Annotated in this window: 26 protein-coding genes; 14 read left to right on the top strand and 12 right to left on the bottom strand. The window is 35.7% G+C overall.

Features of this window, described 5'->3' with window-relative positions; translation table 11 throughout:
* The first annotated feature begins 3 nt into the window (after window positions 1–3).
* The 7 genes from H1225_RS16015 to trmL all read left to right on the top strand — a co-directional run bounded on the left by H1225_RS16015 (window position 4) and on the right by trmL (window position 7057).
* Window positions 4–975 carry a glycosyltransferase family 2 protein gene (locus H1225_RS16015; RefSeq protein WP_239739266.1) on the top strand — a complete coding sequence of 324 codons (972 nt, stop codon included), beginning with the start codon at window positions 4–6 and terminating at the stop codon, window positions 973–975.
* Window positions 972–2120 carry an EpsG family protein gene (locus H1225_RS16010; protein WP_239739263.1) on the top strand — a complete coding sequence of 383 codons (1149 nt, stop codon included), beginning with the start codon at window positions 972–974 and terminating at the stop codon, window positions 2118–2120. Before H1225_RS16015 ends, H1225_RS16010 begins: the two co-directional genes overlap by 4 nt.
* The gene (locus H1225_RS16005) at window positions 2104–3270 is read left to right on the top strand and encodes a CDP-glycerol glycerophosphotransferase family protein (protein WP_239739259.1); all 1167 of its coding nucleotides are present in this window, start codon (window positions 2104–2106) and stop codon (window positions 3268–3270) included. The genes H1225_RS16010 and H1225_RS16005 overlap by 17 nt, the downstream gene beginning before the upstream one ends.
* An 8-nt stretch (window positions 3271–3278) precedes the next feature.
* Window positions 3279–4106 (top strand): glycosyltransferase family 2 protein, encoded by an 828-nt coding sequence (locus tag H1225_RS16000; protein ID WP_239739258.1) that lies wholly within the window; start codon window positions 3279–3281, stop codon window positions 4104–4106.
* Entirely contained in the window at window positions 4103–5254 is a 1152-nt protein-coding gene (locus H1225_RS15995; RefSeq protein WP_239739257.1) for a glycosyltransferase family 4 protein, read from the top strand. The genes H1225_RS16000 and H1225_RS15995 overlap by 4 nt, the downstream gene beginning before the upstream one ends.
* A 121-nt stretch (window positions 5255–5375) precedes the next feature.
* Window positions 5376–6542: a nucleotide sugar dehydrogenase gene (locus tag H1225_RS15990; protein WP_109398948.1), complete on the top strand. Its 1167-nt coding sequence runs from the start codon at window positions 5376–5378 to the stop codon at window positions 6540–6542.
* 11 nt (window positions 6543–6553) lie between these two features.
* On the top strand, window positions 6554–7057 hold the full coding sequence (trmL, locus tag H1225_RS15985; protein WP_006534201.1) for a tRNA (uridine(34)/cytosine(34)/5-carboxymethylaminomethyluridine(34)-2'-O)-methyltransferase TrmL: 504 nt from the start codon (window positions 6554–6556) through the stop codon (window positions 7055–7057).
* A gap of 70 nt (window positions 7058–7127) precedes the next feature.
* Here trmL and H1225_RS15980 read toward each other — a convergent pair whose 3' ends face one another.
* The 5 genes from H1225_RS15980 to H1225_RS15960 all read right to left on the bottom strand — a co-directional run bounded on the left by H1225_RS15980 (window position 7128) and on the right by H1225_RS15960 (window position 10590).
* Window positions 7128–7685 carry a serine acetyltransferase gene (locus tag H1225_RS15980; RefSeq protein WP_006534202.1) on the bottom strand — a complete coding sequence of 186 codons (558 nt, stop codon included), beginning with the start codon at window positions 7683–7685 and terminating at the stop codon, window positions 7128–7130.
* A complete protein-coding gene (cysE, locus tag H1225_RS15975; RefSeq protein ID WP_072064676.1) occupies window positions 7685–8506 on the bottom strand; it encodes a serine O-acetyltransferase in 822 nt (273 codons plus the stop codon). Before cysE ends, H1225_RS15980 begins: the two co-directional genes overlap by 1 nt.
* Window positions 8507–8596: 90 nt before the next feature.
* Window positions 8597–9613 carry an NAD(P)H-dependent glycerol-3-phosphate dehydrogenase gene (gene gpsA / locus H1225_RS15970; protein WP_006534204.1) on the bottom strand — a complete coding sequence of 339 codons (1017 nt, stop codon included), beginning with the start codon at window positions 9611–9613 and terminating at the stop codon, window positions 8597–8599.
* Window positions 9613–10083: a protein-export chaperone SecB gene (secB, locus tag H1225_RS15965; RefSeq protein WP_006534205.1), complete on the bottom strand. Its 471-nt coding sequence runs from the start codon at window positions 10081–10083 to the stop codon at window positions 9613–9615. Before secB ends, gpsA begins: the two co-directional genes overlap by 1 nt.
* 69 nt (window positions 10084–10152) lie before the next feature.
* The gene (locus tag H1225_RS15960) at window positions 10153–10590 is read right to left on the bottom strand and encodes a rhodanese-like domain-containing protein (protein ID WP_023583406.1); all 438 of its coding nucleotides are present in this window, start codon (window positions 10588–10590) and stop codon (window positions 10153–10155) included.
* Window positions 10591–10949: 359 nt separating this feature from the next.
* On the opposite strand from H1225_RS15960, the gene rimO reads away from it, so the two are divergent.
* From rimO to H1225_RS15945, 3 genes are all read left to right on the top strand, one after another.
* Window positions 10950–12278: a 30S ribosomal protein S12 methylthiotransferase RimO gene (gene rimO / locus H1225_RS15955; protein ID WP_006534208.1), complete on the top strand. Its 1329-nt coding sequence runs from the start codon at window positions 10950–10952 to the stop codon at window positions 12276–12278.
* A 215-nt stretch (window positions 12279–12493) separates the two neighbouring features.
* A complete protein-coding gene (envC, locus tag H1225_RS15950; protein WP_072064678.1) occupies window positions 12494–13786 on the top strand; it encodes a murein hydrolase activator EnvC in 1293 nt (430 codons plus the stop codon).
* Window positions 13787–13788: 2 nt separating this feature from the next.
* Complete coding sequence (locus H1225_RS15945) at window positions 13789–14754, top strand: divergent polysaccharide deacetylase family protein (RefSeq protein ID WP_161706358.1); 966 nt, start codon at window positions 13789–13791, stop codon at window positions 14752–14754.
* Between the two features lie 51 nt (window positions 14755–14805).
* On the opposite strand, the gene tdh is transcribed toward H1225_RS15945, so the two are convergent.
* Window positions 14806–15831, bottom strand: a complete 1026-nt coding sequence (gene tdh / locus H1225_RS15940; RefSeq protein ID WP_006534211.1) for an L-threonine 3-dehydrogenase — start codon at window positions 15829–15831, stop codon at window positions 14806–14808.
* Window positions 15832–15840: 9 nt separating this feature from the next.
* Entirely contained in the window at window positions 15841–17040 is a 1200-nt protein-coding gene (locus tag H1225_RS15935; RefSeq protein ID WP_239739256.1) for a glycine C-acetyltransferase, read from the bottom strand.
* A 265-nt stretch (window positions 17041–17305) separates the two neighbouring features.
* On the opposite strand from H1225_RS15935, the gene rfaD reads away from it, so the two are divergent.
* The 4 genes from rfaD to H1225_RS15915 are packed head-to-tail and all read left to right on the top strand — an operon-like array spanning window position 17306 to window position 21010.
* A complete protein-coding gene (gene rfaD / locus H1225_RS15930; protein WP_006534213.1) occupies window positions 17306–18244 on the top strand; it encodes an ADP-glyceromanno-heptose 6-epimerase in 939 nt (312 codons plus the stop codon).
* 9 nt (window positions 18245–18253) lie between these two features.
* Window positions 18254–19306: an ADP-heptose--LPS heptosyltransferase RfaF gene (rfaF, locus tag H1225_RS15925; protein WP_109848260.1), complete on the top strand. Its 1053-nt coding sequence runs from the start codon at window positions 18254–18256 to the stop codon at window positions 19304–19306.
* The gene (gene rfaC / locus H1225_RS15920) at window positions 19303–20268 is read left to right on the top strand and encodes a lipopolysaccharide heptosyltransferase RfaC (RefSeq protein WP_239739255.1); all 966 of its coding nucleotides are present in this window, start codon (window positions 19303–19305) and stop codon (window positions 20266–20268) included. The genes rfaF and rfaC overlap by 4 nt, the downstream gene beginning before the upstream one ends.
* A gap of 4 nt (window positions 20269–20272) precedes the next feature.
* Window positions 20273–21010: a glycosyltransferase family 25 protein gene (locus tag H1225_RS15915; RefSeq protein ID WP_072064684.1), complete on the top strand. Its 738-nt coding sequence runs from the start codon at window positions 20273–20275 to the stop codon at window positions 21008–21010.
* Between the two features lie 40 nt (window positions 21011–21050).
* On the opposite strand, the gene H1225_RS15910 is transcribed toward H1225_RS15915, so the two are convergent.
* Genes H1225_RS15910 through rfaQ form a run of 5 tightly spaced genes read right to left on the bottom strand, consistent with a single transcriptional unit; the run spans window position 21051 to window position 26411 of the window.
* Complete coding sequence (locus H1225_RS15910) at window positions 21051–22118, bottom strand: glycosyltransferase family 9 protein (RefSeq protein WP_161729733.1); 1068 nt, start codon at window positions 22116–22118, stop codon at window positions 21051–21053.
* Window position 22119: 1 nt separating this feature from the next.
* Window positions 22120–23082, bottom strand: coding sequence for a polysaccharide deacetylase family protein (locus H1225_RS15905; protein ID WP_161729732.1), 963 nt, complete (start codon window positions 23080–23082; stop codon window positions 22120–22122).
* A gap of 40 nt (window positions 23083–23122) precedes the next feature.
* On the bottom strand, window positions 23123–24223 hold the full coding sequence (locus H1225_RS15900; protein ID WP_161729731.1) for a glycosyltransferase: 1101 nt from the start codon (window positions 24221–24223) through the stop codon (window positions 23123–23125).
* Complete coding sequence (locus tag H1225_RS15895) at window positions 24220–25350, bottom strand: glycosyltransferase family 4 protein (protein WP_161729730.1); 1131 nt, start codon at window positions 25348–25350, stop codon at window positions 24220–24222. Before H1225_RS15895 ends, H1225_RS15900 begins: the two co-directional genes overlap by 4 nt.
* The gene (rfaQ, locus tag H1225_RS15890; RefSeq protein WP_239739252.1) at window positions 25347–26411 is read right to left on the bottom strand and encodes a putative lipopolysaccharide heptosyltransferase III; all 1065 of its coding nucleotides are present in this window, start codon (window positions 26409–26411) and stop codon (window positions 25347–25349) included. Before rfaQ ends, H1225_RS15895 begins: the two co-directional genes overlap by 4 nt.
* Between the last annotated feature and the right edge of the window lie 76 nt (window positions 26412–26487).

Here is a 26487-nt window from a genome sequence, read left to right as displayed (position 1 = left end):
ATTATGAATGAAATTACATCTCCTATACTCAGCATAATAATTCCATGTTATAACGTTGAGAATTATATCATTGCTTGTTTAGAATCTCTTTTTAACCAAATAGATGATAAATGTGAGCTTATTATAATTAACGATGGTTCAACAGATAACACAGACCATATAATAACATCATATTTAAATAATATTTTTAATGAAAATATTTATTATGTAAAACAAATTAATAGCGGATTATCAGCCGCAAGAAATAAGGGTATAAAACTATCAAATGGAAAATACATTTCATTTCTAGATAGTGATGACATTTGGCTTCCAAACTCCTATGAAAAAATAATCGAAAAATTAAATTCTAATATAGATATACTTGAATTTGATGCAATCAAATTTAATAAAAGCTTTGCGAAAAAAAGCATTTTTTATAATTATTTTAAAAATAAAAATGAACATTCAATATATGAAAAAAATGACATTTTAGAAAGTTGTTTTGTAGCAAATACTTGGTATGTTTGGTCTAGAATTTATAAAAAAGATCTTTTTGAAAATAAAGAGCTTTTTTTTGAAAATGGCAAAAGATATGAAGATATCATGTTCACACCTTATATTTATCTAAATGAAAAAACAAAAAAAATATCCATATTAAAACATATTGTAGTTGGATATAGATATAATGACTGTAGTATTACAAAAAAACCGATGAAAAATGATATTAAAGATATTATCTATGCAATTAAAAAGCTCATGAAAAATAAAAATACATCTCTTATTTCATACCCAGTCATTAAGTATTGGCTAATTGCAAAAGAGATTGATTTTAAAATAAATAATAAAATCACACCTGACCTAGATTTATTAATAATAAGAAATTTTATATTGAAAAACATTAAAATACCTAAAAATATTACTGTTGTAGAAAAAAGGAATCTACTACTCCCAAGATTTTCTAATTTATTATCAAAAATAAAAAAATCATTATTATGATACTATACTTATATGTAGCATTTATTTCCCTCTCTTCTATTTCGTTAATTCTAACTAAAAAGAGTAATATATTAATACTATTTTTACAGTTTTTTATTATTTGTCTAATTCTGGGTGGTCGCTATGAGACAGGTGTAGACTGGATAAATTATATAAAGTTATTTAATAATGTAGCCAGTTTTGGAGAAAGTGGCTTTTATTATTTTTTACTTTTTTTTAAAACACTAAGTTTTGATTATTGGCATATAATCAGCATTATCACAATAATAAATTTATTTACAATTATAATATTATCTTGGCGAATATCACCTTATCCAAGCATACTATTTACATTTTTGATCTTCTTTCAGTGGATTTATTTTAATGAAAATGTTCGTCAAATGCTGGCAACATCAATTGTATATCTTTCATTATTTATTTTTTTTAAAAAAAACCACTTAAATCTTTATAAATACACCATATTTGTTATTGCAAGTTGCTTTTTTCACAGCTCTAGTATCATTTTATTATCGTTAATAATATATAAATCTATTTTAAAGAGAATAAATTTAATATTATTTATATACATAATAGTTTTCATTCTAAATATCTCAGGCCTAAATCCACTTTATATACTCAATTATATACCTATAGAAAATATTTATTTTACAAAGTTTATTCATTACTTAGCGAATGATAAACTAGAATTAACTTTTGGTTTTTTATTTAGAACAATAATATTTTTATTTTTTTTACTGTATTATAATAAATTTAGAGAAAATGCCATCAAAAATAATATAAGTAAGATCTCTTTTGAAATAACTGCATATTTTTATATTATTTTTTCATTAATAGATGTCATTTTTTTACAATCCGTATTAGTACGATTAAGATTTCAAAATACATTATCTCCATTTTATTTTGCCATCTTAACATATTTGATAATATCCAAAGATATTATATTACGTTTAATAAAGAATTTTATTTTGATTTTTTATGTCACTTTATCATTTTATAAAACAATTACATCTGATATTGGACAAAATTTTTACAATATTAATGTAAACTATTGGCTTCAATCTAAAAGAGACATAGATAAAAATCATCAATATAGATTAAATAAAGTTATTGAGTTTTGGAATAATACAAATGAAAAAAAACAATAAATTAACCATTTTCATAATAAAAAATATAATATATATACTATCTTATATATTTTCTATTCTTATAAAAAAAAGAGATATTATTATATTCTCTGGCAGAAGAGGTACTGACTATTTTGATAATAGTCGATATCTATTTGAATATGCTATAAATAATGATAAATTTAAAAAATATCAATTTAAATGGCTATATCTTGATGGACAAAACCTACCTACGGATAAAATATATAGAAATAATTGTATTAATTTAAAATCAATACGAGGATTGTATTATTTTTTTTCTGCAAAAGTTGCTTTTGTATCATATAGTAGTACTGATTTTGGTTGGCTAGCAACAGGACCTAGAACTAAACTAATCCAGCTTTGGCATGGTATACCTTTAAAGAATATCTTTTTATCTCAAAAGAAAATTTCGTATATGCAAAAGTTATTAGAAATTTACGAAATGAAAAAATATGACCATTTTATTGTTTCATCTTCTATTGAAAAAAATCTCATAGAATCAATGTCAAAATCACATTTAAAAAATATAGACATATTAGGTTATCCAAGAAATGATATTTTAAAATTACAAAATGAAAATGAAAATGAAAATGAAAATGAAAAATATAATATAAAAAAAATATTATTTGCACCAACATTTAGAGAAAATGGTAATGTTTTCTCTATGATTTCAATCGATGAATGGAAGTTGTTTTTTAATAATATTAGAAAATTAAATATAAAATTATTTATAAGAGCTCATAAACGAGATTTTTCAAATCAAAATTTACTTATAGAAGAAAATGACACCAATATAATATTTGCTGATAGCTGTTCATATCCAGATGTTCAAGAATTAATGATAAACTCTGATATTTTGATCAGTGATTATTCTGGAATAATTGCTGATTACTTACTATTAGATAAACCTATAATCAGATTTATTTTCGACGAAGAAGAGTATAACTTATCTAGAGGTGTAACTTTTCATAGTAGTGAACTATCTTGTGGGTATATTACAAGAGACTTGTATGAACTATATTCAATAATTCTAAATTTAAAAGAATCTAATAACAAGAAAGATATAAATTTTTTAAAATATCATAAAAATTTATTTCATAAAAATTTAAAACCATGCTCACAAGAAATTCTTAATAAATATTTGAGGTAATCCTTTAAATGGGAAATAATAAGCTTGGCAGTATTACAGTCATAATTCCATATTTTAATGCAGATACTACTATTGAAAGAGCTTTAACTTCAGTAAGTCAACAAACATTATTACCAGAATCAATCATTATATTAAATGATGCAAGTACACTTCAATCTACACAGCAATTAAACCATATAGTTCAAGAAAAGTTTAGTACTCTACCAATTAATATAATTGAAATGAAAGACAATGTAGGTCCTGCTAAGTTAAGAAATATAGGGTGGAACTTATCAAACACAAAATATATTTCTTTTTTAGATGCAGATGACTCATGGCATCCTCAAAAATTAGAAATACAATATTATTTTTTTACAAAACATGAGGAGCTTGATTTTATAGGACATAAAATGGAAATACATAAAAATAACTATATTTATGATACAATCCTCCCCCCAAACAAGCTTAAAATAAAAAAAATAAATAAAAGAAAAATATTATTCAAAAATTATTTCAATACACCAACGGTTATGTTAAAAAGAAATATTCTATTTAGGTTTAATGAAGATCTTCGCTATAGTGAAGATTATGCATTATGGTTAGATATTATATATGACAATCAAAAAGTTGCTTTTATTGACACTTGTTTAGCTTACTCCCATAAAAGTTTCTATGGTATATCTGGATTAAGTTCTAATCTTTATAAAATGGAAAAAGGTGAATTATATAATTTTATTAATTTATATAAATGCAGAAAAATAAACTTTTTTTATCTTATTTTGGCAATGAGTTTTTCTTTGATAAAGTATATAAAAAGAATATTAAAAACAAATTTAACAAAAAAGAAAATAAAATGATAAAAATAGCTCATATTCAATTACTTCCATTATTAAGTGGAGCTCAACGCGTTTCATTAGAGGAATTAAAAAGACTTCCTAGTAATAAGTATAAAAAATACCTTATATCTAGTTCAGAAGGCCCTTTAACACAAGAAGCAAAAAAATATGATATAGAATGTATTATTGTCCCTACATTAAAAAGGGAAATATCGCCTAAAAATGATTTACTGTCTCTTTTTGCATTAATTAAAATAATAAAAAAAGAACGCTTTGATATTGTTCATACTCATTCATCTAAGCCTGGTATTCTTGGCAGAATAGCTGCATTCTTACTTCGAACTCCTCTAATTGTACATACTGTACATGGTTTTTCATTTCCAGCTGCTAAAAATAAAAAAGAATATTTTTTATATCTTACAATGGAAAGAATTGGTACTTTTTGTGGAGACTCATTAATTTGTCTTCATAATAATGATAAAAACATTGCTATTAAAAAATTATATATAAAAGAAAAAAATATTCTTGTTATTCCTAATGGAGTAGACACAAATCTATATACTCCTTTAGATAAAAAATATAAAAATGAAATTAGAAAAAACTTACAAATTAATAATAACGATATTTCTATCGGAATGATCGGTAGATTATGGGAACAAAAAAACCCCTTACTATTACTTAATGCTGCGATTGAACTTCTTCATAAACACTCTAATCTTAAATTTTATTTTGTAGGAGATGGAGAGTATTTTAATTTAATGGATGACATTATAAAAAGAAACGAATTAACGAATAAGATTTTTCTCTTAGGTTGGCGTAATGATACTGAAATTATATTGAATGCCCTTGATATATTTGTTCTCCCATCAAAATGGGAGGGAATGCCTTTAGCTATTCTAGAAGCACAAAGTACTGCTGTACCCTGTGTTGTATCTGATATCCAAGGAAACAAAGAGATTATCGTCAATAATAAAACTGGTATTCTTTTTGAAAGTAATTCAAAAAGTGAACTAATAAAAAGTATAGATCTTTTAGTCTCTAATCCAGAGAAACGGAAGGAAATTGCTCAAAACGCAAGGAACTATATCACTGAAAATCACTTCATAAATGATAGAATAAATAAATTAGACCATTACTATACTATTAAATTAAAAAATCAGATTAGATAATACTACTCTTATTTATTTTAAATTATCATATTAAATTTGTTTATAGCTTATTATTACCTAATACTTTATATATTTAATATTTTTATAATTTGATTCAAAATATTTTAGATAAGAGAAAACTATGAAAATCACCATCTCCGGTACCGGCTATGTCGGTCTATCTAACGGGATACTTCTTTCCCAACACAACAAAGTTGTTGCGTTAGATATCAATAAAGAAAAAGTTGAATTACTTAACAAAAAAATCTCGCCAATTACAGACAAAGAAATTGAAGAGTTTTTAGCAACCAAAGAGCTCGACTTTACAGCAACATTAGATAAAGAATTCGCTTATAAAGATGCTGAATTCGTTATCATTGCTACACCAACCGATTATGATCCTAAAACGAACTATTTCAACACCTCTTCTGTAGAGTCTGTTATTCGTGATGTTTTAGAATATAATCCAAACACGACAATGATTATAAAATCAACCATTCCTGTTGGTTTTACCAAAGAGATGAGAGAGAAATATAATACCAATAATATTATTTTCTCCCCTGAGTTCTTACGTGAAGGTCGTGCGCTTTACGATAACTTATACCCATCTCGTATTGTGATTGGTGAACAATCAGAAAGAGCACAAAAGTTTGCTGACCTTTTACAACAAGGCGCACTGAAAAAAGATATTGATGTTCTGTTCACTGACTCCACAGAAGCCGAAGCGATTAAATTATTTGCTAATACTTATCTAGCACTCCGTGTTGCTTACTTTAATGAGCTAGATAGCTATGCCGAATCTTATGGACTGAACTCAAGACAAATCATTGAAGGTGTCTGCTTAGATCCGCGTATTGGCAATCACTATAACAATCCATCATTCGGTTACGGCGGTTACTGCTTACCAAAAGATACTAAACAGCTGTTAGCCAACTACGACTCTGTCCCTAATAATATTATTAGTGCAATAGTGGAAGCTAACCGCACACGTAAAGATTTTATTGCAGACTCTATTATTGCAAAATCACCCAAAATCGTCGGCGTATATCGTTTAATTATGAAATCTGGCTCGGATAATTTCCGTTCTTCTTCTATCCAAGGCATTATGAAACGCATTAAAGCCAAAGGGATTGAAGTGGTGATTTATGAGCCAGAAATGAAAGAAGAAACCTTCTTTAACTCAAAATTAGTTCGTGATTTAAATGAGTTTAAAGCAATGTCTGATGTCATTATTACCAATAGAATGTCATCAGCACTAAACGATGTTGAAGAAAAAGTTTATACTCGTGACCTCTTTGGTAACGATTAAATCGATTTTATATGCTCAATATCGTCTTATTTGAACCCGAAATTCCACCGAATACGGGTAATATTATCCGCCTGTGTGCCAACACAGGCTTTCATCTTCATTTAATCCAACCATTGGGTTTTACTTGGGATGATAAACGTCTACGTCGTGCAGGGCTTGATTATCGTGAATTTGCTGATATTAAACAGCACCACGATTATTATGCTTTTTTAGAAAGTGAAGGTTTAAACCCTGATAATGCACAATCACCATCAGGTGCGCGTGTATTTGCCTTAACCACAAAAGGCACGCCAGCACATAGCAATGTCAGTTATCAAGATGGAGATTATCTCCTGTTTGGCCCTGAAACCCGTGGTTTGCCACCTTATGTATTAGATAATATGCCAACACAGCAGAAAATCAGAGTCCCAATGCTTGCTGATAGCCGCAGTATGAATCTGTCAAATACGGTTGCGGTTGTGGTTTTTGAGGCATGGCGCCAACTTGGTTATCCTGGTGCATTACTAAGAGACTGAAATGCAAAAAGCGCTGATCATAAATAATGACTAGCGCTTTTTAACTTCAAATAACTAACATGTTAATTTATTACATTGAGGATTGTTTTATTTCAGCAACAACCTTCGTGATATATCGACACCCTTCCCCTACATCCTTCAGTACTAATGCATGAGCTCCAATCACCGCATTATCACCAATCTCTATCTCACCGCCGATAATCGATGAGTTACAACCAATATAAACGTTATTACCAACCCGAATATCCGCTTTGCCATTCTTTTCTTTTACACCGATTGTCACACCTTGCATTAACGTCACATTCTCGCCTAGCTGACAGTAATTAGTTAGTACGATCCCTATGGGATGTGGTAATGAAAGGCCTTTACCTATGCGCGTTCTTAGTGAGATATCGTTGCAATATATACGATTGTTTTTAGCACCAATACGAATGCCTAATTTTTTGATAAAACGATTTTTAGAAAAATAAAAGAATTGGGCGACACGCCACCAAAATAGATAACGTGAACGTTGGCAGAAAAAAACACGGTGATAAAGTCTTATCCAACTAAAAGGCTTGTTATCACCAATATACTCAGCGTGTAAACAAGCCTTTAGTTCAGAAAGTGTGACTTCAGTTAATGCCATTAAATGCCATCACCACATTCAAAACCGGGTACGACACCATTAAAGTGTTGATCCATATCGAGTGATGGCTTATCACTCGTTGGTTTACCCACAATGCGAGCAGGAACACCAGCAACGGTAGTGTGCGCAGGAACTTCATGTAAAACGACTGATCCCGCACCAATTTTGGCACCGCGACCAATCTCGATATTGCCGAGTATTTTTGCACCCGCGCCAATCATAACACCTTCACGCACTTTAGGATGACGGTCACCGCAAGTTTTACCTGTTCCACCTAACGTCACAGATTGTAAAATAGAAACATCGTTCTCTACGATAGCGGTTTCACCAATCACAATGCCTGTTGCGTGATCAAGCATAATACCGTGGCCAATACGGGCAGCTGGATGAATATCAACACCAAAGGTCACAGAGATCTGGTTTTGCAGATACACCGCTAACGCTTTGCGATCTTGATTCCATAACCAATGCGCGATGCGATAAGCTTGTAAGGCATGGAAACCTTTTAAATAAAGCAGTGGTGTAGAGTATTTATCAACGGCAGGATCGCGTAAACGCACAGCCGAAATATCATAAGCTGCCGATTCAATCATAGAATTATCACTACGATATGCTTCTTCAACAATCTCCCGAACAGCAATCGCGGGCATTGTTTGAGTTGCTAGCTTATTTGCCAACATATAACTTAAGGCACTACCTAAGTTTTCATGTTTGAGTAATGTCGCATGGAAAAAACTCGCCAAAATTGGCTCGCAATCTGCCAAGCATCTTGCTTCATTTTTAATATGATCCCAGACTCTTTTTAGCTCTTCTAGCGACATACTCACTCTCATTCTTTTTACATTGAAGCCTAAGTAAATACTTAGGCTTCTTATGTTTAAAACAGAAATAAATAACTATCTAAAATAGACTTAGAACAGATTGCTGTCTATCTCATCTTTAGTAGCTCGGCCTAATAAAGATAATGCCGCTTCTTTCGCGTCTTTATGCTGATATAAAATTTGGTAGATCTGCTCAGTAATAGGCATTTCAACACCAACTTGTTCGGCTAATGCGCGAACTTCTTTAGTATTACGATAGCCTTCAACTACTTGTCCAATTTTTTCTTGGGCAGTCTCCACATCAAGGCCTTGACCTAACATCATACCAAAGCGACGATTACGAGATTGGTTATCGGTACAGGTTAAAACTAAATCACCCAACCCCGCCATGCCCATAAAGGTTGCAGCATCTGCACCTAACGCTTTACCTAAACGGCTCATTTCAGCAAGGCCACGAGTAATCAATGCTGTACGCGCATTAGCACCAAACCCCATACCATCAGACATACCTGCGCCAATAGCAATCACGTTTTTTACCGCACCACCTAATTGGACACCGATAAAGTCAGGATTTTTATATACTCGGAAACTTTTGCCACAATGGAACAACTGTTGTAACTCTTCAGAGAAGGTATTGTCCGTTGAAGCCACAGAAATCGCAGTAGGCAGACCTGCTGCAAGCTCTTTGGCAAAAGTAGGGCCAGATAAAACTGCAAGCGGGATTTCATTACCTAATACTTCACGCGCTACATCTTGCAATAAGCGACCAGTATGAGCCTCAAGTCCTTTTGTCGCCCAAACAACACGTGCATCCTGACGTAAAAAGGGTTTGATCTGCTGTAATACATCACCAAAAACATGGCTTGGGATCACAACCAGAATATTACGGCTAGCTTCAATGGCTTTTTGCAAAGAAGCTTCCATGTATAAACTATCAGGAAAGGAAACATCGGGCAGAAAGGCCTGATTACAGCGAGCTTGCTCTAACGCAGCAACATGTTCAGGATCATGACCCCAAAGTACAACATCATGGCCATTGCGCGCTAAGGTAATCGCTAAAGCGGTGCCGTATGAACCGGCACCGATAACTGTCATAGAAGCGTTCATTAAGCTTCTTCAGCCCCTTCATTAGCGGCATCAGTTTGTTGCTGTTGTAAATAGTTCATAAACAACGCATCAAAGTTAACTGGTGCTAAGTTCAGTTGTGGGAAAGTACCACGGCTGACTAAGTTAGTGATACATTCACGAGCATAAGGGAACAGAACGTTAGGGCAATATGCACCTAAGCAATGTGCTAATTGAGTGCCTTCAATACCTTCAACGGTGAAGATACCTGCTTGTTGCACTTCACACAGGAATGCAGTCTCGTTATCCATAGTTGCCGTTACAGTAACGCGCAGAATAACTTCATAGACGTTTTCAGCTAAAGTGTTAGAAGAAGTATCTAAATCTAATTTAACTTCTGGTTGCCACTCTTTTTGGAAAACTTGTGGGGCATTAGGCGCTTCAAAAGAGATATCTTTTGTATAGATACGTTGAATTTGAAAAGTCATCTCTTGGTTTTGCTGTTCTGACATAATAATCTTACCTTTTTATATCCTTATTAATTGAATAGCAGTAAGTATAGAACTCAATCTGCCCGCTCGTTATTTTTTACCTTTAGCCAGTGGTAAATTTTCACCACTCCAGCCTGAAAGACCATCTTTTAAGATAAAGACTTTTTCAAAACCGAGTTTAATTAAGCTTTCTGCCGGTTTTGCACCTTCAATGCCTGACGGTGATACAACAATAACTGGCTGTGATTTATATTTCTCCAGCTCAGCAATATTATTATTTTTGATTTCAGAAGGCGTTAAATTGATAGAATCAATGATGTGTCCTTTACGGAATTCATCACGGCTACGGATATCAACACACACCGCATTCTCTTTATTTATCAAAGAAATCGCTTCTGTACGGGAAATATTTTTCGTCTTAGAAAAAAGCCCTTTAAAGGTCAATACGATGACCGCCACCAGCAGCGCAACCCAAACAAAACTTAACAGGGTGTGCCGGTTGAAAAATTGCATTACTTCTTGCAGCATAGGATGCAATCACTCTCGTTAGTTAAAAATAGTATCAAAGAGCCAAAGTATACCTTTGTCATGGCGCAATTACAGCCTATTCCTGCGTTTCTCTTTCAGTTTTTGCGGAAAGTTTCTCAACAATCATTTTTTTTATTGACGGATTTATGTACCATTAGTGTCGGTTCCGTGAAAAATGATGAATTGAAAAGGCCTTACCTTTTTACTCTACAGGATCCCTCTTCAGGCAAGCTATTAATAAATCAACATCCCTAATAGTGGCTACTTACGTATAAAATCGCCCATATTACGTAAGATTTATACCTGTCTGAGATACAACAACTATCTGTTATTTATTTAAAAGTATTGAGAACACGAGCATGTCGCAAACAAATCAAGTGCCTAAAATTGGATTCGTTTCATTAGGTTGCCCTAAAAATTTAGTGGACTCTGAACGTATCCTAACCGAACTGCGTACAGAAGGTTATCAAGTTGTTCCTACCTATAATGATGCTGATTTAGTCATCGTCAACACCTGTGGGTTTATTGACAGCGCAGTACAAGAATCGCTAGAAGCGATTGGTGAAGCACTCGATGAAAACGGTAAAGTCATTGTTACTGGCTGTTTAGGTGCCAAAGAAAATCAAATCCGTGAAGTTCATCCTAAAGTACTCGAAATCACAGGGCCTCATAGTTATGAACAAGTTTTATCTCATATTCACCACTATGTCCCCAAACCTGATCACAACCCTTTTCTCAGCCTTGTTCCTGAACAGGGTGTAAAATTAACGCCTCGTCATTACGCGTACTTAAAAATTTCTGAAGGCTGTAATCATCGTTGTACTTTCTGCATCATCCCATCAATGCGAGGTGATTTAGATAGCCGTCCAATTGGTGAAGTATTAGGTGAAGCAAAAAGATTAGTTAATGCAGGCGTAAAAGAGTTACTGGTTATTTCTCAAGACACTTCTGCTTACGGTGTGGATACTAAACATCAAACAGGCTTTTGGGATGGAATGCCTGTCAAAACCAGTATGGTCAGTTTATGTGAACAACTGGCAAAATTAGGTATTTGGGTTCGCTTACATTATGTTTATCCATACCCACATGTCGATGATGTCATTCCTTTAATGGCTGAAGGTAAAATTTTGCCTTATTTGGATATTCCATTACAGCATGCTAGCCCTAAGATTTTAAAACTAATGAAACGCCCAGGTTCCGTTGAGCGTACCTTAGAGCGCGTAAAACGCTGGCGTGAAATTTGCCCAGAATTAACTTTACGTTCTACCTTTATTGTCGGTTTTCCGGGTGAAACAGAAGAAGATTTCCAAATGCTATTGGATTTCCTCACCGAAGCACGTTTAGATCGCGTAGGTTGCTTTAAATACAGCCCTGTTGATGGTGCAAAAGCAAATGAACTGGCAGATCAAGTGCCTGAAGAAGTGAAAGAAGAGCGTTATCATCGCTTTATGCAATTACAGCAACAAATTTCGACTGAACGTCTGCAAGAGAAAATCGGTAAAGTGTTGCTTGTTATGATTGATGAAGTCGATGAAGAGGGGGCAATTGGTCGCAGTATGGCTGATGCACCTGAAATTGATGGTGCCGTTTATCTCAATGAGCAATTTGATGTAGAACCAGGGCAAATCGTCCGTGTGCTTATTGAACATGCAGATGAATATGATCTGTGGGGTACTATCGTCGAATAATCTCTATCTTAGACAGCGTGATAATCTATTGCGCTGTCACATAGATTGCCTCTTTTTTCCTCTCTTCCACTATTATTGCTTTATAATCTCTTATTAATTGAATAGATTACCTGTTAGGTATTATCTGAAATTTCGGCTTTATTTCGTGTTAGCTGGTCAGTTGTTTTGTGGCATGAAATAATCTTACAAACTGTTATGAAGGGTACGTTGGTCAGATGGCAAAGAAAATGGATCTTCAAAAAAAAACACATCCGTCTTATCGTGTATTTTCTTTACCGTTAATCACGTTGATCATTAGCACAACGCTCTTTTCTGCATCTCCTGTTTTTGCTAATACATTAACAGATAATCGTAATCAGCTAAAAGATCTACAAACCACGATCGCAGAAAAAGAAAAACAGGTTCAAGAACAGCAAAAACAACGAACTGCACTTCTTAATCAATTAAAAACGCAAGAAACCCAAATCTCTAATGCCAGTCGCTCTGTGCACGAAACACAAAACCGCTTACAAACATTAGGTAAAGAGATAAAAACCATTACCGCAAATATTGCACGTCTACAAAAACAGTATCAGTCTCAACAAGAGTTATTAGCTCGCCAAATGGATGCGGCTTATCGTCAGGGTAAACATCAAGGTATAGAGCTTCTATTTCGAGGTGAAGAAGGCCAACGTGAAGAGCGTATTTTAGCGTATTACAGCTATATCAATGATGCGCGCAAAGAGACAATGGCCGAACTGGCTGAAACCTCAAAAGAACTGGAAGCGGAAAAAGCCGCACAGCAAGCAAAACAAAATGAACAAAAACAAGTCTTAACTAAACAACAGCAAGAAAAACAAAAGCTGGATAACGCATTAGCCGCGCGACAAAAAACACTAACCCAACTTGAATCCACCTTAAAAGCGGATCAGAAAAACTTAGCCACTATGCGAGCTAACGAAGCGCGATTAAGAAATAAAATTGCGCAAGCAGAGCGAGAAGCCAAAGCTCGCGCAGAACGTGAAGCCCGAGAAGCGGCACGCATTGCAGCCAAACAACGAGAAGCTCAACAGCGCGGTTCAACCTATAAACCAACGGCCGAAGAGCAATCATTGATGTCACGTACTGGTGGTTTAGGTAAACCTGCGGGACAAGCAATTTGGCCAATAAGAGGCTCTTTATTACACCGTTTTGGTGAATCTATTTCTGGCTCTGGTGAATTACGTTGGAAAGGAATTGTCATACCCGCTGCACAAGGCACAGAAGTAAAAGCCATTGCTGATGGGCGAGTGCTATTAGCCGATTGGCTTCAAGGCTATGGTTTAGTGGTTGTGGTTGAGCATGGTAAAGGTGATATGAGCCTTTACGGTTATAACCAAAGTGCTTTAGTGAGTGTTGGTCAACAGGTTAAAGCAGGCCAGCCTATTGCTTTAGTTGGTAACAGTGGTGGGCAAGAGCGTTCAGCACTCTATTTTGAAATTAGACGTCAAGGAAAAGCAGTAAACCCTGTTCCTTGGCTTGGGAGGTAAGTTTGAAATTACTTGGCACATTACAACGCAAGCGTCCGTTTTTACTTAGTTTAATGTTGCTAAGTCTGGTTGTAAGTACACCTGTATTTGCAGCCAAATTAGCCATTGTGATTGATGACTTTGGTTATCGAAAAAAAGAAGATAACCAGATTTTACAACTCCCTACAGCCGTTTCTATCGCTATTTTACCTGATTCTCCTCATGGAAAAGAAATCGCGACGAGAGCACATGCGCAAGGGCGGGAAATCCTGATCCACATGCCTATGGCGCCAATTAGCAAACAACCTCTAGAACGCGATACTTTAAAACCGTCTATGGATCAGGCTGAAATTAATCGTATTATTCAACATGCTATTAATAATGTGCCTTACGCTGTCGGTATGAATAACCATATGGGTAGTGCGATGACATCAGATAGACAAGCGATGGATAGAGTCATTAAAGCGCTTAATCACTCAAATCTCTATTTTTTAGATAGCGTAACCATTGGTAATACACAAGCTGCCATTGCTGCCAAAGCCGCGGGCGTTCCCTCTTTACGTCGCCATGTGTTTTTAGATAATGTGCAAACGGAAGCCGAAACCCGACAACAGCTTAATCGTGCTATTGCTTTAGCGCGAAAAAATGGCTCTGCGATTGCTATCGGACATCCTCATCCCTCAACTGTTAGGGCATTACAACAACAGTTGCCTTTATTACCTGCGGATATTCAACTGGTTGCACCAAGTACTCTATTAAAGCCACAGTCAGAAAAACCGATACAACCCGAACCGCCTAAAGTTGTCCCCCCCACAGAACAACCGCAAGAGCCAAAACCTGCATCTTGGCTAAAACCTGCACAAAAAGCGATTATTTCGATGAAAAAAAGTACACTAATTAATACGTTATCCAGTGGATTTAGCTCATCAGAAAAAAAGAAAATACCCAATACGCCTACTCCAAACGAAACGGGTGAAATAAAAGAATAACGCAATAAAAAAGAGCCTGTTAAGGCTCTTTTTTCGCTTAATGATCACTCATTACTGCCAATCTAAAATCACTTTACCAGATTGACCTGAGCGCATGATATCAAAGCCTTTTTGGAATTCATCAATAGGAAACTGATGCGTAATAATAGGCGAAATATCAAGGCCAGACTGAATAAGTGCTGCCATTTTATACCATGTTTCGAACATCTCACGACCGTAGATACCTTTAATAAACAGTCCTTTAAAGATAACTTGTCCCCAATCAATTGCCATATCAGAAGGCGGAATACCCAACAGCGCAATACGACCGCCATGATTCATGGTATTCAGCATGGTACGAAACGCAGGTGGTGCGCCTGACATTTCTAGACCTACATCAAATCCTTCAGTCATACCTAACTCTTTCATCACATCGATTAAGTTTTCTTTGCTGACATTTACGGCTCGGGTAACTCCCATTTTTTTAGCAAGATCAAGACGATATTCATTAACATCAGTGATCACCACATGACGAGCGCCAACATGCTTACAAATTGCAGCCGCCATGATACCAATAGGGCCAGCGCCGGAAACCAGCACATCTTCGCCCACTAAATCAAAAGATAATGCGGTATGTACAGCATTACCAAAGGGATCAAAAATAGCCGCTAATTCATCAGGAATATTGTCTGGAATTTTAAATGCATTAAAGGCGGGGATAACCAAATATTCAGCAAAACAGCCCGGGCGATTTACCCCTACACCAATAGTATTACGGCATAAATGAGTGCGACCACCGCGACAATTACGACAATGACCACAAGTGATATGCCCTTCGCCCGAGACACGATCACCAATATTAAAACCTTTAACTTCCTGCCCTATCGCCACAATTTCACCGATATATTCATGACCTACAACCATAGGTACAGGAATTGTTTTTTGTGACCACTCATCCCAGTTATAAATATGAACATCAGTGCCACAAATTGCTGTTTTGCGAATTTTGATCATCACATCGTTATGACCAATTTCAGGTACTGGAACATCGGTCATCCAGATACCTTCTTGTGCTTTTAATTTTGACAATGCTTTCATAGAGTAACCTTATGCAATCACATTAAGTTCTTTGCCAATTTTGATAAATGCCGCCACTGCACGCTCAATTTGTTCAGTGGTGTGTGCTGCCGACATTTGTGTACGAATACGTGCTTGCCCTTGAGGTACAACAGGATAGAAAAATCCTGTGACATAAATTCCTTCATCAAGTAAGCGTGTTGCAAACTCTTGTGCTAATTTAGCCTCTCCTAACATCACTGGAATAATGGCATGATCTGCGCCAGCCAATGTAAAACCCGCCGCACTCATTTTTTCACGGAAAAGTGAAGCGTTACGCCATAAACGAGCACGAATTTCATCTCCTGATTTCAGCATATCTAAAACAGCAATAGAGGCTGAAACAATTGCAGGGGCTAATGAATTGGAGAATAAATAAGGGCGAGAACGTTGACGTAACCACTCAACCACTTCTTTACGAGCTGCGGCATAACCACCAGAAGCACCACCTAGCGCTTTACCTAAAGTACCCGTGATAATGTCAACTCTTCCCATTACATCGCAATATTCATGGGTTCCGCGACCTTGTGCCCCCACAAAACCCACGGCATGCGAATCATCGACCATCACTAATGCACCGAATTCATCCGCTAAATCACAGATAGATTTTAGGTCGGCAATCACGCCATCCATTGAAAATACACCATCAGTGGCGATCATAATGTGGCGAGCATTATCTGCTTTAGCTTTTTCAAGTTGTGCGCGCAGTTCTGCCATATCGTTATTGGCGTAGCGATAGCGTTTTGCTTTACATAAACGCACACCATCGATAATAGAAGCATGGTTTAAGGCATCAGAAATAATGGCATCTTCAGGGCCCATTAATGTTTCAAATAATCCACCATTCGCATCAAAGCAAGATGAATACAGAATGGCATCTTCCATTCCTAAAAATTCAGCGATTTTATTTTCTAATGTTTTATGTGAATCTTGAGTACCACAAATAAAACGCACAGAAGCCATACCAAACCCGTGGCTGTCCATACCCGCTTTTGCAGCTTCAATTAATTTTGGATGATTAGCCAAACCTAAATAGTTATTGGCACAGAAGTTAATAACATGGCTTCCGTCAGCAACGGCGATATCTGCGTTTTGTGAAGAAGTGATGATGCGCTCATTTTTAAACAGGCCATCTTGACGAGTTTGTTCGAGTTGTTGATTAATTTGTTGGTAAAACGCGGGAGTAGGCATACTTTCTCCTAAACAGAGACAAAAAGAGACTATGGTTATAATTGATTATAATACAATCACGTTGTTTCTTATTTTATGCCTTTGCTCTATTAAAAACGACAAATGTAAATAAATAATGTTATTTGTGTAATTAAGATCACTAATACACACTGTGTTTTTCGAGAATTTCAGCCTGTTATTCCGTGATGAATACTACCGTTAACGCTGTTCAGTGTTATTATAGACCTAGAGCTAATTTTAGATTTTTATATAAAGGGGTAGCCACATGATTATCGTCACGGGCGGTGCAGGTTTTATCGGCAGCAATATTGTTAAAGCATTAAATGATGAAGGTTATACCGATATATTGGTTGTTGATAACCTTAAAGATGGCACCAAGTTCGTGAATTTGGTTGATTTGAATATCACTGATTACATGGATAAAGAAGACTTTATTGCGAGCATTGTTGCAGGTGATGATTTTGGTGATATTGATGCCGTTTTCCATGAGGGTGCTTGCTCTTCTACCACTGAGTGGGATGGCAAATATATGATGGATAACAACTATCAATATTCTAAAGAGCTACTCCACTACTGTTTAGATCGCCAAATTCCTTTCTTATATGCCTCTTCAGCGGCTACTTATGGTGGTCGTACGGATAACTTTATTGAAGAGAGAAAATACGAAGCACCTTTAAATATCTACGGTTATTCAAAATTCTTATTCGATGAATATGTGCGTCAGATTTTACCTGAAGCAGAATCGATGATTTGTGGCTTCCGTTATTTTAATGTTTATGGCCCTCGTGAAGGACATAAAGGTGGCATGGCAAGTGTTGCATTCCATTTAAATAACCAAGTCAATGCCGGTCAAAATCCAAAATTATTTGAAGGTAGCGAAACCTTCCAACGTGACTTTATTTATGTGGGTGATGTTGCCGCGGTTAATTTATGGTTTTGGCGCAATAATGTATCCGGTATTTTTAACTGTGGTACAGGCCGTGCTGAATCATTCCAAGCTGTTGCAGATGCCGTTATTGCTCATCATAAAGATAAAGATCTCTCTATCGAACATATTGAGTTCCCAGAAAAATTGAAAGGTCGTTACCAAGCCTTTACTCAAGCTGATCTAACAAATTTACGTAAAGCAGGTTATACCGCACCATTTAAAACGGTTGCCGAAGGTGTCGAGCTTTATATGCAATGGTTAAATCAAGGTAAGTAATCGCTGTTTATGAAAATCTTTGTGGTAGGGCCTTCATGGGTCGGGGACATGATGATGTCCCAAAGTCTTTATCGTACATTGAAAGCATTACATCCTGCGGCAACGATTGATGTGATGGCACCAGCGTGGTGCCGTCCATTATTAGAAAAGATGCCAGAAGTTGATAATGCAATACCAATGCCATTAGGTCATGGAGCTTTAGCCATTGGTGAACGCCGTCGTTTAGGAAAACAATTAAAAGAGAATGGTTACACGCATGCTTATGTATTACCTAACTCATTTAAATCGGCATTAGTGCCTTTCTTTGCAGATATTCCTAAGCGTACAGGCTGGCGTGGAGAGATGCGCTATGGTCTATTAAATGATTTGCGACCTTTAGATAAAGATGCATTTCCTTTGATGGTTGAACGCTATGTCGCGCTAGCTTATGACAAACTAAAAGTCCAAAAAGCGACTGATTTACCTCAACCTCTGTTATGGCCTAAGTTATCAGTAACCGAGAGTGATATCTCTACCACATTGCATCAATTTTCATTATCTACTCAACGTCCTGCTATTGGTTTTTGCCCAGGCGCTGAATTTGGCCCCGCTAAACGTTGGCCTCATTATCATTATGCCGCTTTAGCGCAGAAACTCATTACAGAGCAAGGGTATCAAATCTTCTTGTTTGGCTCTCAAAAAGACAACGATGCAGGCGAAGAGATAAAACAAACGCTGACGCCAGAAGCTCGTGAAGCCTGTTTTAATCTCGCTGGCAAAACCAGTCTTGAACAAGCAGTAAACTTGATTGCATCTTGTAAAGCTGTTGTCAGTAATGACTCTGGTTTAATGCACGTTGCAGCCGCGTTAGAGCGCCCGTTAGTCGCACTTTATGGCCCAAGTAGCCCTGATTTTACGCCACCGTTATCCCATAAAGCACGCGTGATCCGTTTAATTACTGGCTACCACAAAGTGCGTAAAGGGGATGCCGAACAAGGCTATCACCAAAGCTTAATAGATATTCAGCCAGAGAAGGTTTTTGCTGAATTAGAAAATTTATTGTCAACGGAGCCAGCAGCGTGAAGCGGGTATTAATCGTTAAAACCTCTTCCATGGGCGATGTGTTACATACATTGCCAGCATTAACTGATGCAATAAATGTTTATCCTGATATTCGTTTTGATTGGGTAGTCGAAGAGGGTTTTGCACAGATCCCAAGTTGGCATCAAGCTGTTGATACAGTGATCCCGGTGGCGATACGCCGTTGGCGAAAAAACTGGTTTAGTGCGCCTATTCGTGCAGAGCGCATGCAATTTCGTCGCGCTATTCAAGCGCATCATTACGATGCCGTGATTGATGCACAAGGTTTACTGAAAAGTGCATTCTTAGTGACTCGATACGCCAAAGGCACTAAACATGGTTATTCGCGTCAATGCGCTCGTGAACCTTTGGCCAGTTTTTTCTACGATATTCGCCACGATGTCAGTAAAAAAATGCATGCGGTTGAACGAATTCGCCAACTATTTGCCTTAAGCTTAAATTACCCGATCCCTCAATCTCAAGGTGATTATGGGATTGCACAGCATTTTCTCTCACTTCCCGCCTTTGATGAGCGCCCTTATTTAGTCTTTTTACACGCAACTACGCGTGATGAAAAACACTGGCCAGAATCCCATTGGCGAGAATTAATCGCCCTACTTGCAGATTCAGGGATACGCATTAAATTGCCTTGGGGTGCAGAGCATGAACATCAACGTGCCATTCGCTTAGCCGCAGATTTCGACTATGTTGATGTATTGCCCAAAATGTCGCTAGCACAAGTAGCTCAGGTTATTGCGGGTGCGAAAAGTGTGGTGTCTGTCGATACAGGGTTAAGTCACTTAACTGCGGCACTGGATAAACCCAATATCACGCTCTTTGGCCCTACCAATCCCGGTTTGATTGGCGGTTACGGTAAGGCACAAATGTCAGTGAAAGCAAAAGGTGGGGATATTTCTCAAACCTCAGCAAATGATATTTTTATAAAACTAAACAGTAATGAATAATAATATGAAGATTTATATTGTTAATTTAGAAAAAGATGTTGAAAGAAAAGCATCGATTAAAGCACAGCTTGATGACTTAAACTTAGACTATGAATTTATTTCTGCTGTTTATGGAAAGAACCTTACTCAAGAAGAAATCTCACGCTTAAGCCCTGATTTTGAAAAAACTCGCCTCACATTACCTGAGTTAGGATGTGCTTTAAGTCATTTAAAAGTCTATAAAAAAATAATCGAAAATAACGATAGTATTGCTCTAGTATTAGAAGATGATGTAAAAATAAATTCAGATATAAAAAAATATTTAGACTTAATAGATCATTATTATAATTCTAATAAACCAGAAGTAATACTCCTAGGTAAAGTAAATGAATATATCGAGAGTTTTAAAAAACAGCTAGATGATACATATTCATTAGTAAATGTCATCGACTCAGTGGGCGCATATGGATATTGTATAAATCAAAAAGCGGCAGAAAGACTGCTTGAGTTTTTACAACCCATTTGGATTGTTTCAGATGAATGGAAACTCATTAGAGAGAAGAATATTGTAAAAATAAAAGCGATTGTTCCGCCATTAATTACTTTTACTCAACATGCTGATGCATCAACTATATCTAATGAACCTCGAGCATTACTAACTCACTTTGATAAAAAAAAGCGCAAAAGAAATATTTATGAATCTATTAGACTTTTATTATGGCGTATATTCATTAGAAGCTGGGTCAAAAAAATAAGACCATAAGAAAAATAACTCAAATTATTATTTCCTATGGTAATAAGTCTTACAATATATTGTTTATAGCTTTAAATACTTCATCCGTATTTATTTGTTCCATTGGATGCTCATAACTTGGGTCATACTCTTTTTTAATAACTTGATGAATATCCATATCTTGATACGGGCCTGAAATTTTTGGATCAGCAGTAACAAATAAACTTACTGTTGGTTTCTTTAAGGCAATCGCAATATGTAAAGGCCCTGTATCCCCAGTAACTAATACAGACATATTATCAATATGACTAATCAACTCAGGTAATGTTGTTTTTCCTATTAAATCAACAATATTATTACTGTATTCAGGTTTAATTTTATTCAAAAACACAGATGATAAAGATAGCTCTCTAGAAGAACCAATCAGCTTTATAATAGTATTAGGGTTACTTTCAATTAACTTCTCAGCCAATTGAACAAATTTATCAATACCCCATGTTCTAATTGGGCTAGATGTTCCTAATTGAAATCCAATTATAACTTTATTAGATTCTTCCAAAGGAATATATTTACAAGTTAAGTCCATCTCTGGTGATATATCTTTTTCAGTAATATCTAATGATTTTAATAAATTTAATTTTCTTTGAATAAAATGTCCTGATTGTGGTTTATATTCTGCAACAATCCATTTTCTAAACCATTCAGGGATCACATCATAAGTATTGCGTAAGATATACTGGCAACCCGCCATTACTGCAAATAACACATCGTAAGGAAGATGAGAATGGAGAATAATCGCTAATTCAGGTTTATCTTTTTTTGCCTGTAGTGCGATAGGAAGTAGATTTCTAATTTTATTATCCCAATAAACCACACTATCTATTTGATCATAGTTTTCAACTAATAATCTATTTTTTTCGCTGGAAACCAATGTGATATGTGCATTAGGGTAATGTGCACGAATCGCTCTTATTGCTGGGGTATTAAACATAAAATCACCCAGCGCTGTCGTAGAAAAAATAAGAATACTGTTAAATTGAATATCAGATGAAAATGTATCCGTTTTTTTCATCTTGCCAAAAAGTGGGTTATAAATATTTAGGAAGTTATGTACCCATTTTAATTTCTTTAACTTCATCTTATTTTGCCTGCACCTGACTTTGATAATACTCAGCTAATGTCATTCCCTGCACTTTATCTGATAAGAAGCTAAATAAGGTTTCTAAGTCGTTATATAACCCTTCAATATCTTTTTCAGTACGGAATGTTGGACTACCACCCGGCATAAATTCAGACGAATGCAACATAAATTCAATATGGTCATTGCCTTGAGCTAATGATTTTTCTGCTACATCAATCATCTGTTGGGCATTGCCACCTTTAGGGCGTAGCCAATTTACAGAAGGTGCTCGCTGTTTCCCTCTTAATTTATCGTAACTCTGCTTAATTTTATTCATTAAAGGCGAGTGCTTATATTGAATACTCATCGGCACTTCTAGCAATGTAGAATTGCCCGGTTTAGTGATATCTTCTAGATCCATAAAATAAGCATGGCTAGGAAAATCAGTATAATTAGTGCCTCCTGATTGTGTAGGATCACCTTTAGTCAATCGCCAATCTACTTTAGGTGTTACAGAACAATCGACTTGATAACCAAATTCAACTAAAAGTTGTGCATAAATCTCATTAAATGCCCAACGCCCCGCACGGTGGCTTAACATTTTGGTTTGTAGTTTATCTTCAAGTAAGTCTGTCATTAATGCGATTTTTTCTCGCATTTGATCTTTGGGGTATTCAATTAAATAAGGCTGATAACGTAAATCATCATCTGTTAAAGGTGTTAGTGGTGGACTATTCCACGCATGTAAGTGCATACCAATTTCACCGGTATTGCGGGCAATTACATCACGAGCAAACTCAATATAGGCATCATCCATTACCATTTCATAATTTGTTAGCCAAACAGGTTTAAAATAAAAGCGCTCACAAAGCTGCTGAAAACGAGGAAGAAAGTACGTATTTTGCGTGGTGATCTCCCCCTTATTTTCCCAAAGATTATCGCCTTCGGTATCTAATGTGATAATAAATGCTGGTTTGGTCATTGAAAATACCTTACGCCTTCTTTAGAAATAAATAACTTTATTACTTAATAAGTGATATGTACTGATCAATCACTTCATTAATATCAAATTTTTGGTACATCTCTGGTGTGATTTTAGGTGGCGTAAAATAAACCAACCGCATTTTTTCCGCTAAGGATGCTACATTTAACTCAGCTTTATAGGACGCAAGTTCACCTTCCATAATCTCACCAATACCACCAGGGCAATTGGTACTGACAATAGGGGTATTACAAATCAAGGATTCGACTAATACATTACCTAAACCTTCGCTGTCAGAGCTCAAAACAACCGCTTTTGCATCTTTAATAACCGCAAATGGGTTTGCTAAAAAACCAATTAAACTTACTTTACCTTCTAAATTAAGCTCTGCTATTTTATTTTTAATTTTAGTGGTCACCTCAGAAGAGCCTTGTCCTGCAATAAATAATTTACAAGGTAAATCCGCTAACGCAAATGCTTCTAATAATCTGTCATGTCGTTTAACTTCATGAAAACGACCAATATGCAGTAAATAATCTTGTCCCTGATAAGAATTACTTTCTAAAGCTAAATTTCTAATTTCCTGAATATCAAACGGATTATAAATTGTCTTTAATTGTTGTGGTGATACCCCCACATTTTGGATCAAATCCTGCCCTGCTGCATTGGAAACCGTAATAATATTTTTCCCTTGGTATACTTTTTGGATCTTCTTTTGTTTTAACCAACGAGAAAAACCTGTTTTATTACCTAAATAAGATTGGGAAAAAATGCCATGAATGCAATACCACGTATTTTTATCTGCCAACTCTTTAGATAAAGCGACGATTCTATCTGTCTTATGCAAATTCGAGACAACCAGTGATGGAATACCTTTACGCGCAAATAATGATTTTAACGTATTATCCATTGATTTTGCTCGACGTTTCAGTTCAGTTTGCCGATAAAATAACCCACGGTAACTATCTGCATCAATCAATAACTCAATATTAGCGGGAATAGAATAATCACACTTTTCTGCTAAAGAGAGTAACGTAACAGCATAACCACGCTGGCTTAAGCCATGACATAACCTGATAGTGACATTTTCAGCACCGCCACCAGGTAATCCATCAATAATAAAAAGGATATGTTCCTTCATAAACTAAGAACCTTTTGGTAAAGCCCAATCAGTTGTTGAGATAAATGCTCTGGCGTATAAGGCAATATCTTATTTCGGGCAGCTTTAGACATTTTATTATCAAGATTATCGGCAGAAATTGTCTCTATTGCATTTACCATTGCCGAAATATCTAGTGCATCAGTGACAAAGCCATTAACACCTTGCTCAATAAATTCAGAGCCACCGCAGGTATAACTAGTGATCACTGGTAAACCACATGCCATTGCTTCTAAAACAACATTAGGAAAAGGATCATATAAAGTGGGTAACAATAAACCATCTACCATTTGATATAAAGGTAAGGTATCTTTTTGCACACCTAAAAAATGAACTCGATCATGACTTTTTAATTGATGAGCGAGTTGCTGATATTTTTTCTGTTCTTTATCTTGTCCAATAACAAGTAAATGTGCATTTGTACAACTAATTGCTTCTATGGCCGCTTTTAAGCCTTTACGTTCAAACCCTGAGCCCACATAAATAAAACATTTCGCTTCTATTGGAATATAGTATTGCTGGCGTAACTGTTCGCGATAAAGTGTTGTTGCTGGAAAAAATCGCTGATTATCTATTGCATTATAAATTACACTAATACGTTCACTTTCAATACCAAAGTCTTCCATCACTTCACGTTTTACCATCTCTGAATTACATATAACGCGTTTTAGTTCTGGTGAATGATACATCTCTTTTTCAGCCGTCATTACATAGCGGTGATAACAACTATTTAGCAATAATTGACTACGCAATGGGCTTAAAACGCGCGAACGTTGTAATAACCAGCGGTGATGAACACCATCTCCTGCACGATAAATATCGCATCCTGCAATACGCTCATGACTTTGCACTAAATCGAACTTTTCTTTTTGCCAACATTGTCTTGCTGCTCGAGCAAAACCTTTTTCACGGCTAATTCGCCCCCATTTCATTGGATTGACAATATGAATATGCCACTGAGGTTGTACTGCACCAATCCATGAACGCGTGATCACATTAAGTTCTACAGCTTGATTATCTAATGCCTCAAGTGCTCGAGAAACAAAACGTTCTGCCCCCCCATCAGGTCGGTATTTTTGACGCACTATAGCCAATCGGAATGAATTCATTTTAGTTGTCCCCTTACGGCATTCAGTACATCTTCGACAGGTATTAAACTGAGATAACGCGTTTCTGTGTTGGTATTGACATCATCAGGATCGGGGAGTTCACCATAATTTCCCGCCCATAACACTTCACCAATATGTTCCCATGGTGACCAATGAAATAATTTTGAGGGCCCAAAGAGTGCAATAAGGGGCGTTTTAAGTGCTGCGGCCATATGCATGGGAACGGAATCAACGCCAATAAATAAACGAGCATGATCAATTAACGCAGCAAGTTGAGGTAAAGAGAGTTGTCCTGATAATGAAACCACACTATTTGAAGTACACCCTTTAATTATAGTTTCAACCATCTCTTGCTCTCTTGGATCGGGACCTGATGTTAAAACAATTTGATTTCCTTCTTGTTCTAAAACATCAATTAATTCCGACCATTTATTTTCATCCCAACATTTAAAAAACCAACGAGATGTCGGTTGAATAACAATATAGCTACCCAATACTTTATGTACTTTTAATTTTTCGGTAACGATATATTTATCTTGATGACTATATACCATTGATACTTGGGTATCTATTTTAGGTAACTGTAATGGTTGCAAGAGCGCTAAATTTTGCTCAACAATATGTTTTTGATCTACAGAACCTAGCGGGATCAAATGCGTAAAACATTTTTTCCAAATAGGGCTTTGACGTTTATAAATATCATATCCAACACGAATTTTAGCCCCCGTAAAACGCGTTATTATTGCGCTATTCCATTGATCGGCTAAGTTTATAACAACATCATATTGTTGATTTCTTAAATCGGTTATTAACTTCCATTCATGACGTAACCTTGCCAGCTTCCCTTCACTTTTCCAAGCTTTGTCTAGTGCAAAGATATGATGAATAGAGGAAAAGTGCTCAATCATTGGCATCGTTTCTTTATTGATTAAGACATCAACTTCAGCATTTGGAAAGTTAGCTTTTAATGTATTAATAACAGGGGTAATTAACAAAGTATCACCATGATGTCGTAACTTAATAATAAGAACCCTTTGTATTAACTTCATTTTTTCACTCATAGCATTCCAAATATACTTGAATAATTAGCGATGTGATTTGATTATAAAAAAAATTCTATCAAGTTTCCTGAATAAA

The sequence above is a fragment of the Proteus penneri genome, assembly GCF_022369495.1.
Lineage (GTDB): Bacteria > Pseudomonadota > Gammaproteobacteria > Enterobacterales > Enterobacteriaceae > Proteus > Proteus penneri.
Note: the sequence above shows the minus strand (reverse complement) of the source record. Positions and strands in the feature narration are given on the sequence as shown.